The organism is Sphingobacterium sp. 18053, assembly GCF_902706145.1.
GTDB classification, from domain to species: domain Bacteria; phylum Bacteroidota; class Bacteroidia; order Sphingobacteriales; family Sphingobacteriaceae; genus Sphingobacterium; species Sphingobacterium paramultivorum.
Genome location: NZ_CACSJW010000005.1, coordinates 247,305 through 260,846 on the forward strand (window position 1 = coordinate 247,305; position 13,542 = coordinate 260,846).

The 13,542-nt window shown below is 40.0% G+C and carries 7 protein-coding genes; all 7 read left to right on the forward strand.

Annotated features, from left to right (window positions below; genetic code table 11):
• Positions 1-141: 141 nt before the first annotated feature.
• The 7 genes from GVK91_RS13485 to GVK91_RS13515 all read left to right on the forward strand — a co-directional run bounded on the left by GVK91_RS13485 (position 142) and on the right by GVK91_RS13515 (position 13,533).
• Positions 142-3,432 carry a TonB-dependent receptor gene (locus GVK91_RS13485; protein WP_159729341.1) on the forward strand — a complete coding sequence of 1,097 codons (3,291 nt, stop codon included), beginning with the start codon at positions 142-144 and terminating at the stop codon, positions 3,430-3,432.
• Between the two features lie 11 nt (positions 3,433-3,443).
• Positions 3,444-4,922 carry a RagB/SusD family nutrient uptake outer membrane protein gene (locus GVK91_RS13490; protein ID WP_159729343.1) on the forward strand — a complete coding sequence of 493 codons (1,479 nt, stop codon included), beginning with the start codon at positions 3,444-3,446 and terminating at the stop codon, positions 4,920-4,922.
• Entirely contained in the window at positions 4,909-6,312 is a 1,404-nt protein-coding gene (locus GVK91_RS13495) for an alpha-L-fucosidase (RefSeq protein WP_159729345.1), read from the forward strand. Before GVK91_RS13490 ends, GVK91_RS13495 begins: the two co-directional genes overlap by 14 nt.
• Positions 6,299-7,885, forward strand: coding sequence for a sulfatase (locus tag GVK91_RS13500; RefSeq protein WP_159729347.1), 1,587 nt, complete (start codon positions 6,299-6,301; stop codon positions 7,883-7,885). Before GVK91_RS13495 ends, GVK91_RS13500 begins: the two co-directional genes overlap by 14 nt.
• A 582-nt stretch (positions 7,886-8,467) precedes the next feature.
• Positions 8,468-9,058, forward strand: coding sequence for an RNA polymerase sigma factor (locus GVK91_RS13505; RefSeq protein ID WP_075991593.1), 591 nt, complete (start codon positions 8,468-8,470; stop codon positions 9,056-9,058).
• Between the two features lie 83 nt (positions 9,059-9,141).
• On the forward strand, positions 9,142-10,158 hold the full coding sequence (locus GVK91_RS13510) for a FecR family protein (protein ID WP_075991592.1): 1,017 nt from the start codon (positions 9,142-9,144) through the stop codon (positions 10,156-10,158).
• A gap of 24 nt (positions 10,159-10,182) precedes the next feature.
• A complete protein-coding gene (locus GVK91_RS13515) occupies positions 10,183-13,533 on the forward strand; it encodes a TonB-dependent receptor (protein ID WP_153845084.1) in 3,351 nt (1,116 codons plus the stop codon).
• The last annotated feature ends 9 nt before the right edge of the window (positions 13,534-13,542 follow it).

Here is a 13,542-nt window from a genome sequence, read left to right on the forward strand (position 1 = left end):
GGAAGTGCTCCAACACTCCCGCAGTTAGATAACGACCAACAAAACGAAAATTATTAATCAATTTATCCAGTTCAAATGTATAAAACTTCTTATTCATTTCGATATCCTACGACCAGGATTATCGTAAAAACTATGATTTTTATGAAACTGATTATCCTGTTTCTAGTAATAGCCACGTTCCATGTCAGTGCAAATAGTTATGGACAAAACATTTCGCTACATGTGAAAGGGGAAAGCTTCAAATCTATTTTAACAAAGATTAGAAAACAGAGTGGCACAGACTTTCTTTACAATTCTCAACAAATTGATGAAGACAAAAAAATGAATCTCAGCATTACCAACAAGCCTTTAGCCGAAGCACTACGCATATTACTCGCCGATCAGCAATTGACCTATAGCGTGCGTAATAATGCAATTTTGATCCATCCCAATGCTTCTGCTTCAACCACAGCTGGAAAAGACAACACATTTCAACAGGATCTTCGGGGCAAATTAAAAGACAATACTGGAAAGCCTATTGCCGGAGCCACTATTCTGCTCGTCGGTACCGAACAATCTGTGGCAACAGACGAACATGGTGATTTTCAATTTGCCAAGACTCCGCCCAGTGGTGAGCTTCGCATTAATTTTATTGGATTTAAAGAGAAAACAATATCTTTCCAACGGTCCCAACAGCTCGTCATCACTTTAGAGCCTCAAATCAATGAAATGGAGGAAGTCGTTGTTGTGGGCTATGGTGTTCAAAAAAAATCAGACCTCACAGGTTCAATTTCTGCCGTTCAAGCTAAGGATTTCACACAAGGATCCAATATCAACGCCCTTCAGTTGATCAATGGTAAGGCACCAGGTGTAACCATCAGTCAAACCAATTCGGCACCTGGGGCAGGAACCAAAATACAGGTCAGGGGTGCAGGTTCCATTAACAGTAGTAATGATGCTCTGATTGTGGTAGATGGGCTACCTGGTATCGACCCTAGTAGTTTAAGTCCGGATGACATCGAATCAATAGACATCTTAAAAGATGCCTCAGCAGCTGCTATTTATGGTACTCGTGCGGCTAGCGGTGTAGTGCTTATTACAACAAAAAAAGGAAAATCTGGCACAGCTATAGCGAAATATGATAGTTATATCGGGTTTCAAAATGTATCAAAAAAATTGGATGTCCTTAACGGAAAGCAGTACATGCAAGTTCTGAATGCTATCCGAAAAGATGCAAACAAAGACGCCATTTTTACGGAAGACCAGATCAACAACATGGGAGAAGGAACCAATTGGCAGAATGAAATATTTAGAAAAAATGCGGTCGTACAGAATCATCAACTTAGCTTTTCCGGCGGTGGGGATAAGAGTAATTTCTATACCGCTCTAAATTATTTCAACCAGGATGGTCTAGTAAAAAACTCGGGCTACGCTAAAATTAATTTCAGAACAAATCTGGAATTTCGACCAAAGGATTATATAAAATTCAATATAAACGGAAATTATACCCGTGGTAACCAGCAAGCAATCTATACATCCAATGGAGTGAATGAAGCCGCGGGCCCGCTCAATAGCGCATTGCAATTTGACCCTACGCTACCGGCATACGTCAATGAACATGGTCGATACTACCTTAATAATTTTATCGCTTTAGACAATCCACTGGCCCTAATCAATGGTAAGGAGAATAGAAATATCTCCAATACATTTTATGGATTGATTACCGCAGAAATTAAACCTTTTACCGATTTTACAGCAACATTACGTGTTGGCGGAAGTACCGCCAACATGATGAACTCCAGTTATACGGACCGATCGACCATAAACGGTCTTGCCAATAGCGGATTGGGTTCAAAAAATGCGTCAAGTGGCCACCAATGGTTGGGCGAGTTTTTACTCAACTACAATAAAAAAATTGGAAAACATCAATTGGCTTTCTTATTGGGAACAACATTTGAAGAGTTTCAAAGTGAAGGCGTGGGAGCCAGTTCAATGAAATTTTTATCTGACGTCACTTCCTACAACCTTTTACAGAGTGGAGATGGTGATAAAGGCGACAATGTAAGTTCTAGTAAAAGCCGAAACAGACTCAATGGTGTATTGGGCCGTATCAATTATAATTTTAACGATCGTTATTTTATTACAGCCTCTTTGCGTTCAGATGGTACATCGCGCTTTTCGGAAGAAAACAAGTTTGCATTTTTTCCGTCCGGAGCTTTTGCCTGGAAATTAACGGATGAAGATTTTCTTTCCCATTTGAAAGAAAATGGTACCACGCTTAAACTGAGATTTGGATATGGACGATTAGGAAACCAAGGAATAGACAATTACCAAACAATCAACACCTTGGTCGCGTCGGGAAATGCTGTCTTTGGTGATAAGATTTATCAGGGTGTTGTCCCTGCGAGACTACCTAATAAAAATCTACGGTGGGAATCTACGGAAGAAATAAATCTAGGGTTAGATTTTGAGCTTCTGCGTGGGCGAATTACGGGGTCTGTCGACGCTTACAAACGTAACACTAAGGATCAACTATTCAGTAAACCCATTTCTTCAGTGGTGGGCTTTAGCAATTACATGGTCAATTTTGGAAATGTTGAAAACCGTGGTATTGATTTTCAGTTAAACAGTAAAAATATTATTCGTGATCAATGGCAATGGAATAGTCTATTTAATTTGGCCTTACTAAAAAATGAAGTCAAAGAGCTACCAGATTTTATTCCACAACTTATTACGGGATCTATTGCCAGTTTTATCTCCAACTATCAACTTGTAGAACGTGGTCAACCCATGTTATCTTTCTATGGATATGAGACGGAGGGAATATTTCAGAACGATGCGGAGATAAAAAATTCAGCACAACCTGAAGCAAAGCCGGGGCATATTCGCTTTAAAGATCAGAACCAAGATGGGAAAATAGACTTAAAAGATCGAACTATTTTAGGAAAACCTTTTCCTTCCATCAATCTGAGCCTTTCCAATACGTTCAAGTATAAAAATGTTTCACTGGACTTCCTACTTCAATACGTAGGCGGAATTAGTATGTTAGACGCCAATATCACCGAAACCCTCTATCCTACCAACGAATATCGCAACAGGTTATCCGAATACTACCTGAATAGGTGGACACCAGAAAACCCAACCAATCAATATCCGAGCGGCGTAAACCCTACAGCCTATGGTGGCGACTATATTATCAATTCAATGACTGTAAGAGATGCATCGTTTTTAAGACTCAAAAATATCAATTTAAACTACGAGGTATTGAAAAATGGAAAATCAGTCAATCGCGTCAATATATTTCTGGCACTAGAGAATTTGGCAACTTGGACCAAATATAAAGGTTATGATCCTGACGCAAGTGCGACAGGAACTAATGCCGTTTCCAAAGTGAGCTACAATAGCTACCCCTTAGCACGCACGATTCGATTGGGATTAAATCTTACACTCTAAATTCGACTAACATGACAACATTAAAACTCAAATATCTCACCATATTATTGCTGTCCCTATCGACGATAGGCTGCAATTCATTTTTGAAAGAAGAAGTATATACAGAATACGACCCCAACAAATTCTTAGCCGATGAGACTGGCATAGATGCACTGCTTACAGGAGCTTATGCGCAATCCCGTATTATTGCTTATGATCATCGTAACTATACCTATATGATGAATGAGTTCAACACAGATATTGCCTTTGAAACGGGTGGTGGCCTTGAAAAAGATGCCGCTCCATTTATCCAGTTTAATTGGTCTGTCAATAATAGTTTTTTAAATTCATTCTGGGAGAAAATGTATAAAGCCATTGCCAGTGCAAATTCGGTTATCATTCTATCCAATCAGCTCAACGGCTTAGACCCGGCCAAACTCAACAAAATACAAGCCGAAGCCAAGTTTATCCGCTCGTCATCTTATTATTTCCTCTATAATTTATTCGGCCCTACCCCCTTGATTGATATCCCCGTCGGCGCCAGTCCCCAAGAGATCGAAGAAATTGGAAAAAATGCCAAAAGAGCCGACCGAGATGTCTTTGTCAACTATATCATCAGTGACCTTGAATTTGCCAAACAATATTTACCGACAACAGAAAGTCCCATAGGCAGGGCAACAAAAGGTGCCGCTCTTGGGTATTTAATGAAGATTTATCTCAAAGAAAAAAATTGGAAAAAGCTGACCGATGTCACTCAGGAAATTATAGACCTTCATCAATATGAACTGTATAGTAATTATCCACGGCTTTTTGCCATTGAAGGTGAAAGCAATAAAGAATACATCTTTAGGGCACCTTGTATCGCGCAGGCAGGCTATCAAAATAACTACATGGCACATGCTTTCCCGCCAAACTACCCTATTCTCACCAACTGGGTCAATTTCGGTGCACAATTCCGTACCTATAGTGCATTTTACAAAACCTTTGAATCGAACGATAAAAGACGTGAACTGCTCATACGAAACTATACCGATATCTCTGGTAAAAATGTGGAATTGCTCGAGGATAACAATGGTAAAGCCCTCAATGATGTACGAAGCTTCAAATACTGGCCAGATCCAAACGGTGTGGGCGAAAATATGGGTAACGATATTGTCTACATACGTTATGCCGATGTTCTTTTAAGTCGTGCTGAAGCACTTAATGAGCTAAATGGTCCTAATCAAGAGAGTATCGACCTCATCAATCAGGTTCGTCAACGTGCCAATACAACTTTACTCAAATTAGCAGACTATAATAACAAATTATTGTTGCGTGATTTTCTACTGGCGGAACGTGGGCGAGAGTTCTTTTCTGAAGGATTGCGTCGCGAAGACTTGATTCGACATGGAAAATTTATCCAGTCAGCCAAAGAGCGAGGTTATGCAGCCAAAGAATACCAGGTCGTTTATCCTATCCCGCTCCAACAAATTGATGCAAACCCAAATTTAACGCAAAATGAGGGTTACTAAACCATACCACGATTTATTGCTGTTTATTATCATGCTTGGGCTTTCCTGCCCAAGCATATATGCTCAAGTTGTCGCCCTCCCAAATAAACAGCAGCTTGCTTGGCAGAGAGCCGAATTTGGTATCATCTTTCACTATGATCTGCATGTCTTTGACCGGAAGGCATATCAACAGCAATCCAATCGTATTGTTCCGGTTCCTGATATACACATTTTCCAGCCGCAACAACTGGATGTCGAGCAATGGGTGCTGAGCGCAAAATTAGCAGGGGCTAAATTCGCACTCATTACCGCGACTCATGAAACTGGATTTGCCCTTTATCCCTCAAAAGTCAATCCCTATAACACGAGTGCTTTAGGGTGGAAAAACGGGAAAGAAGATCTTGTTGGTGATTTTATAAAAGCCTGTATCAAACACGGGATAAAACCAGGTATTTATGTAGGGATTCGTTGGAACGCTTACCTTGGTATTCACGATTTTAAAGCAATCGGTACTGGACAGCAGCAAATAGAACGGCAAAAATACTATAATAAAATGGTCGAGGGAATGGTACAGGAGCTATGCACATGGTACGGTCCACTGTTTGAGATTTGGTTTGATGGTGGAGCCAGCAGCCCTGAGAAAGGTGCTCCAAATGTGCTCCCAATTGTAAAAAAATATCAACCTAATTGCCTTTTCTATCATAACGACGAACTGGCAGAAGCAAGATGGGGCGGTTCCGAGTCTGGAACAGTACATTATCCATGCTGGTCTATGTTTCCTTTTCCTTATACCGGCGCAGGAGAGAGTTGTCCAAGGGCAATTTCCACAAACGATTTCTTACTCTTAAAAACCGGTGATCCGGATGGAACCTATTTTATGCCTGCAATGGCTGATGCCCCGCTCCGCGGAGCAAACGGTCGACACGAATGGTTTTGGGAACCAAATGACGAAAATTCGGTATTTTCTCTTAACCACCTTGTGGATATGTATCAAAAGTCTGTCGGCAGAAATGCAACTTTGATCTTAGGAGTTACACCCGACACCCTGGGGCTTGTGCCGCAAATAGATCGGCGGCGATTAGAAGAACTAGGAAGTGAGATCAAACGTCAATATGGTAGTCCGATAAAGGATCTAGACCCAAAACAAGAGCTTATTCGCTTTAAAAAGGCGAAAGCTGTTACCCAGTTAATGATTGAAGAAAGCCTTGATCAAGGACAACGTATACGTGCTTTCCACATTACTGCGAAAACAAAGCAGGGATGGCAAACACTATTTACGGGTTCGTCCGTTGGTAACAAATGTATCATTCAATTGAAAGGCTCCATTCGCTGTACACAAATTAAATTAACAATAGATAAGGCCATTGGCCAACCTATTATTCATACTTTTAATGCTTATGATACTTTCTAAGAAAAATAGCAAATTTATCCTATTAGCGACCCTATTTACAAATATGGGGTTATTGCTGCAGGCGCAGAGCCAAAGCAAGGCACAACTTGGTCCCACAACAGAACGCCCCAATATTGTCGTGTTTTTTGTGGATGACCTCGGTTGGCAGGACATGTCCGAACCATTTTACAAGGTCAAAACGCCGATCAACGAAAAGTTTCATACCCCCTATCTGGAAACATTGGCCAAAGAAGCCATTAAATTTACCAATGCGTATGCAACACCGGTGTGCACACCTTCCCGGGTGAGCTTTCTGACCGGTTTAAATGCTGCTCATCATCGTGTCACCAATTGGACCCATCCCAAGGCTGACACCCCGACCGATAGCAAAGATGAATTGTTGAATCCACCGGATTGGAATATCAACGGACTAAGCCCTGTGCCCAATATACCACATACGATATATGCTACTCCATTTCCAAGCATCCTTAAAGCGAATGGTTACTATACCATTCATGTAGGTAAAGCACATTGGGGATCTGCCGGAACACCTGGTGCCAGTCCTTTAAATTTGGGCTTTATGGTCAATATTGCAGGACACTCCGCCGGGCACCCACAAAACTACTATGGCGAGCAGAATTACGGTAACCTTCCTGGCAAAGCAGGTTATCAGGCGGTTCCCGATCTTATGGAATACCATGGCACATCCACATTTCTAACGGAAGCCTTAACCCGGGAGGCGCTGAAGGCACTGGAGGAGCCGATACGCCGTAAGGAGCCTTTTTTCCTTAATTTTTCCAACTATGCGGTGCATGTCCCGATCCAACCCGATCCACGTTTTGTACAAAAATACCTCGACCGCGGCTTAGATTCCACTGAAGCAGCTTATGCTTCACTGGTCGAAGGTTATGACAAAAGTATGGGTGATATCGTTCAATTTCTTAAAGACAAAAACCTATACGATAACACCGTCATTATTTTCCTTAGCGACAATGGCGGACTAAGCCTCAGCCCAATGCGCACCGGACCAAGCCATACACAGAACCTACCATTAAAAGCTGGGAAAGGGTCGGTTTACGAAGGTGGAATCCGGATTCCTCTGTTGATCAAACAGGCCAAGCAGCACCCTGCAAGCACAGATGCTACCCCTGTTATGGTCGAAGATCTCTTTCCAACGATTCTCAGTTTAGCCAAAATAGATCACTATCAGCTCGTACAGGAAAAACCAGATGGAAAAAATCTTTTGCCCTTAATGGAAGGCAATAGGTCCGACAATTGGAACAGCCGGCCATTGGTATGGAATATCCCCAACAAGTGGACAGTGCCAGATGGCCCTGGAATCAACTTTTTCTCGGCAATAAGACAAGGAGATTATAAGTTGCTTTACGACATGAAAAATGGGAAGCTTGAACTTTACAACCTGCAGCAAGATATCGGTGAACTCAACAATCTTGCCCCAAAAATGAAAGGAAAAACCAGCGAGCTCAGCAAATTACTTTCTGATCAGCTCCGGACTTGGAAGGCTCAGTTGCCGACCTACAAAGCTACGGGACAGCAGATCCCCTATCCTGATCAAATTAAGCCGATGGATTAAGGGGCCTGCTTGGATGACTTATACAGCGAAGCCCCGATACAACGAAGCCCCGAAAGTACATATCGGGGCTTCGCTGGTTTATCCTCTCCTTCGAAGATACGATTTAGCAAAATCTGTTGCTATCCTGACAACTATTCTTTTTTTTCTTTTTTTGCAGATTCAATCAGTTCACGCATTTCTAATTTAATGAACATTAGGGGTCTTTTATTAATTTAAAATATTATTAAACCTTGACAATAAAAACCGAATTTTTTATGGCTCTGCAAGCATAAAACAAGATAAATTTCAGTACTCATCCAAAAACAAATGTACTTTTGACTATTTATTCGAAAAATTAAAAGTGAATTCTATTTTAATTTTATTCAACCTAATTTTGAGTTAATTACGGCTCAAAAACCAATTTCTTATGAATATAAGCCCAAATGATGATGTCAAATGTTTAATGAATTTCAAAAGATTAAACACAAAAAATAAAAAATACGTACAGATCTTGACCTTATTTAATAAAATCTGTAATATTGAAAAAAAGTTACATTCCTCAACCCTACCAATCTAAGGAATTCAACTTCACACTATCATATCATGAAAAACGATAAAGATCCAGCTCATAATGATGCAAGCTTGTTAGCTAGGCTCCGAGAAGGCGATTTAGAGGCTTTCAATATTTTGTATGATAAATATTGGTCTTTACTTTTAGATGAATCTTACAAAAGACTCGAAGATTTAGCTTCCTGTGAAGAGATTGTTCAGGATGTATTTATTGAACTTTGGGAACACTGTCCCAGTAGAGAGATTCACAACCTGAAATCCTACCTCATTGCATGCATGAAATACAAAGTCTTTGAAACCTATAAGAAAAACAAACGCAGAAATATCCTTATCGAAGAAAATCATCACCTTTATCGAAGTTATGAAATTCTGGAAGGAGATCAGTATGCCGAAAAGGATTTAAAATCTTTAATTGAACAATGGGTAGCCCATCTCCCACAAAAAAGAAAAGAAATCTTTAAAATGAGATACTTAGATGGACTTACCACAAAAGAAATTAGTGATTTGACAGAAACTTCCCAAAATACAGTTCAAAATCACCTCGGAGTATCAATTCAAAAATTAAAAAAACTTGTTATCCAACATTTTTTGACGCTACTCATAATTTTATACAACTGTAAATAAGTAAATTACAAATAAACACCAATTTAGACTAGTACATTTTTTCCTTTTAGGGACACTATTTAAGTGAACATTGTACTAATCATATGCAATATCCTAACCAAGAGCTCGAAAAGCTAATTGACAAATACTTAAAAGGCGAAGCCAATTCGGAAGAAATGGACGTCGTGGAACGTTTTTTCGATTCATTTTCATCCCGACCGAATTTAATCAAAACACTACCCGATCATGTACAGAAAGCACTCAAAGCACGCATTCATGGCAGAATTATAAAGAAACTGACTCGGAGGAATCAGAAAACATTCAATTTCCCTAGAATTGCAGCAGCTGCAGCTATCCTCTGTATCGCTTTTACAGCTCTTTATCTTTACAAAATTGCGCAACCAAACAATCGAGAAATTACGCTAACAAACGGACAACAGCAGCGAATTGTTCTAGAAGATGGTACAAAAGTTACACTTAATGCTTCGAGCAAAATAATCTATCCCGCCTCATTCAAAGATTCCAGCACACGTGAAGTTACTTTGATTGGGGAAGCATTTTTCGATGTCGCCAAAAATCCATCCAAGCCCTTCCTTATTCATACACCAAGAATGGAAATTAGCGTACTGGGAACCGCTTTCAATGTGCGCGATTATGCCGAAGAAAATAATGCCCAAACAGCTTTGGTACGTGGCAAAGTATCCATCTGGAAAAAAGGAACTGACAATCAGAAATTTATATTAAAGCCCAAAGAAAAGTTTGTGATCAGAAAGGTATATGGAGTTGAAAAGGAATTCCCATCTACAACTACTAAAACCGCATCGGCTCCTATGGCAATAGCTATTCAGCCATTTTCCATCTCTGAAAAAGACGGATCCGCTTTAGAAACCGAATGGTTATTAAATCGGATTACCATTCAAGATGATAGATTACTGGATATCGCCTTAAAACTAGAACGCATGTATGGCGTGGAAATTAAAATTACAAACAAAGCAGTTGCTAACCAACGCTATTCAGCAACATTCGAAAACGAACAACTAGAAAATATCCTAAAAGCATTACAAACTGTCAATTACTTTCAAATTAAAAAAACGGGGAAAAATCAAATACAACTACTCTAAAAACAATCAACCTATATAACTCACATGAACAAAACAAAACCCAAATTTAGAAAAGAGTCGAGATTGGCTTTACTGCTCATTTGTCTTAGCGCCATGCATATACAGAGCTTCGCCTATTCTCAAACTGAAAAAATTGATGTCTCCGTCCAGGGAGGAAAACTCGAAGATGTATTTCAAACAATCAATGACAAGAGCAAATACAAAATGTTCTTTAGCAAATCGACTCTCCCAAACTCGACAATCAATATTGTTGGAAAGAAAATCAGTGTAAAAGATCTTCTTTCCCAGTCTCTGGCCGGGAGCAACCTAACATGGGAAGTATTGGACAATGACATTATCGCTATAAAAGAAAAAAAAGAGAATCAGCAACACATTGCGGGCCAAGTAGTCAATGAAAATGGAACGCCTTTGGCAGGAGTATCTGTTATCATAAAGAACTGGCAAAAAGCAGAATACCGCAATATGCAAACGAGTACCGCAACGGATGTCAATGGACAATGGGGACTGCGTATTCCAAATGACGATGTCATTATTACTTTTTCTTTTATTGGTTATCAGAAGGTTGATATCACTGCAAAGCAGCTTATTGCCAATTCTACTCCTATTAAACTGAAACCGGAAGAAGGAAGCTTAGAAGAAGTGGTTGTTATTGGCTACGGTACGACAACACGTAGACTGAATACGGGATCAGTTGCTTCGATCACAGCGAAGGACATTACCTCTCAACCTGTAAGTAATCCCCTTGCCGCACTATCGGGAAGAATGTCCGGTGTATTGATCGCCCAAAACAATGGTGTGCCCGGAAGTGCTGTTCAGATTCAGATTAGGAATCAAGCGTCATTAAGTGGAACAACCTCTGGTTCAATACCGCTATACGTGGTTGATGGAGTTCCATTTACCAATTTTAACGGCGGACAACCTGCAACAGATAACCTCAATTCATTTGGTATCTCAGCTTCTTCAGGCGGCTTAAGTCCCTTCAGCATGATTAATCCAGCGGATATTGAACGTATCGATGTCTTGAAAGATGCCGACGCTACAGCGATCTATGGTAGCCGGGGCGCAAATGGTGTCGTATTGATCACCACAAAAAAAGGATCTGCAGGTCGTACTCGCATTGGTGTAAACTTTAACACCGGATTTACCGAGGTCAACCGCTTTATACCTATGTTGAATCTAGAACAATATCTCACGCTAAGAAAAGAGGCTTTTGCTAATGCTGGAGTTACACCTACAGCCGATAACGCTCCAGATCTTATGTTATGGGATCAGAACAAATCGACAGATTGGCAGAAAATGCTGATTGGAAACAAAGGACATATTACCGACGTTCAAGCGAATATGTCTGGTGGAAACGAATCTACCCGTTTTTTCTTTAATTCGGGATATAGACGCGAGAGTACTGTTTTTTATGGGGATAGCAAAAACAGTCGCTTTACCTCACGGTTAAACTTGGATCACACCTCCTCTGACAAAAAATTCAATGCCGCTTTATCAGTTAGCTATGCCAACGACAATTCCGATATGCCTTCCTCTGATGTCACATCTCTCTACAATTTGCCCCCCAATTATCCAATCTATGGTGACAATGGAAAATACTATTGGTTACCGTCATCAGCTTTTATTGACAACCCAATCGCCTTGCTCGAACGGAAATACTTTGGTAATACCAATAATCTGATCTCAAATGCCAATCTGAGTTACAAAATTATACCTGGACTGACTGCAAAAGCAAATTTTGGCTATACAATCACACAGTTGAACCAAAATAATCAACGTCCAATTACTTCCTTAAACAACACCGTCTCCAACCCGCTTGGATCTTCCAGTTTCTCTAATACAAAGGCCGAAAATTGGATTATTGAACCGACATTGGATTATGTAAAAAGTATCGGCGAAGGTAAATTTACGGCATTAATTGGAACAAGTTTTCAGCAAAATTCATCCCGTTCACAGACAACCAATGGTTCTAATTATTCAAACGATGCACTTTTAGGTTCGCTCAGTGCCGCAGGATTATTCACTGCCAGCAATAACCTCGTATATTACAAATACAATGCACTATTCGGAAAAGTAAATTACGACTGGAAAGAGAAATATTTGTTTAATGGAACTTTTAGAAGAGATGGCTCATCTCGTTTTGGACCTAAAAACCGATTCGGAAATTTTGGAGCAATAGGGCTAGGATGGGTCTTTGGAAAAGAGGATTTTATACAAGATAATCTAACGTTTTTAAGTTTTGGTAAATTGAGAGCGAGCTATGGAACTACAGGTAATGATCAAATTTCAAATTACCTTTATCTTCCACTCTACTCTTCAACAACCGCATATCTGAATAATCCTTCCATGAATATTGGAACACTTCCAAATGAATATATCAAGTGGGAAACAACCAAAAAACTGGAGTTTGCTTTAGATCTAGGTTTCTTGAAAGATCGAATTTTGTTTACTGGAAACTTTTTCAGAAATCGTTCTTCTGACCAGATAACTGATTTAGTTTTAAGTACTCAAACGGGCTACAACAGTTACAAAGAAAACCTACCGGCATTGATCCAAAATACAGGCTTGGAATTGGAGTTGAACACCACCAATATTACAAATGAAAATTTTACATGGAAAACATCTGCTAATTTCACGTTTTATAAAAACAAACTTGTCGAATTTCCTGGAATTGAAAACACATTTTATTCAAGTAGCTTTCTAGTTGGCGAGCCGCTCAATATGGTCCGTTTGTATCACTATCAAGGTGTAGACCCCGCAACAGGAAGAGCGTTATACGAAGATCGCAATGGCGATGGGGCTATAACGGGCGATGACCGATACGTTGCTAACTTAGGTACACCTTTCTATGGTGGATTTAACAATACTTTTTCCTACAAAGGCTTCGAGCTCGGCGTATTTTTTCAATTTAACCACCGCTTTGGAGTAACTAAAATCCTCAACACGAGACCGGGTGCTATGCTCAACCAAAATGATTACTGGTTGGACAGATGGACACCAAATAACAGCAATACCAATATCCCGGGAGCAATTATCCCGACAATACCGGCATCTTCAGCTGATGGAGTTGCATTAAGCAACTCTTATAATCAATATACCAGCTCTGATGCTGTCTATGGGGATGCTTCCTATATTAAATTGAGGTCTGTCAATTTATCTTACAACCTGCCCAAAAGCTGGACTTCGAGATTAAAAATGTCTAATTGTAATGTATTTATGCAAGGGCAAAATCTCTTTACTTGGGCCAAGAACAAATATGTCCTGGATACCGAAACGACCGTGCAAGGCGGTCCATCTGGTTTAGGAACTGGAACGATTGCCCAGGTATTGCCTCCATTGCGGACGATTGTATTTGGATTTAACTGTCAATTTTAAAACTAGAGA

What these genes read in the sequence shown, in the direction of transcription:
- GVK91_RS13505 (WP_075991593.1), top strand. Translation starts at nt 8,468, where the DNA reads ATGAAAAACGATAAAGATCCAGCTCATAATGATGCAAGCTTGTTAGCT.
- GVK91_RS13490 (WP_159729343.1), top strand. Translation starts at nt 3,444, where the DNA reads ATGACAACATTAAAACTCAAATATCTCACCATATTATTGCTGTCCCTA.
- GVK91_RS13495 (WP_159729345.1), top strand. Translation starts at nt 4,909, where the DNA reads ATGAGGGTTACTAAACCATACCACGATTTATTGCTGTTTATTATCATG.
- GVK91_RS13485 (WP_159729341.1), top strand. Translation starts at nt 142, where the DNA reads ATGAAACTGATTATCCTGTTTCTAGTAATAGCCACGTTCCATGTCAGT.
- GVK91_RS13510 (WP_075991592.1), top strand. Translation starts at nt 9,142, where the DNA reads ATGCAATATCCTAACCAAGAGCTCGAAAAGCTAATTGACAAATACTTA.
- GVK91_RS13515 (WP_153845084.1), top strand. Translation starts at nt 10,183, where the DNA reads ATGAACAAAACAAAACCCAAATTTAGAAAAGAGTCGAGATTGGCTTTA.
- GVK91_RS13500 (WP_159729347.1), top strand. Translation starts at nt 6,299, where the DNA reads ATGATACTTTCTAAGAAAAATAGCAAATTTATCCTATTAGCGACCCTA.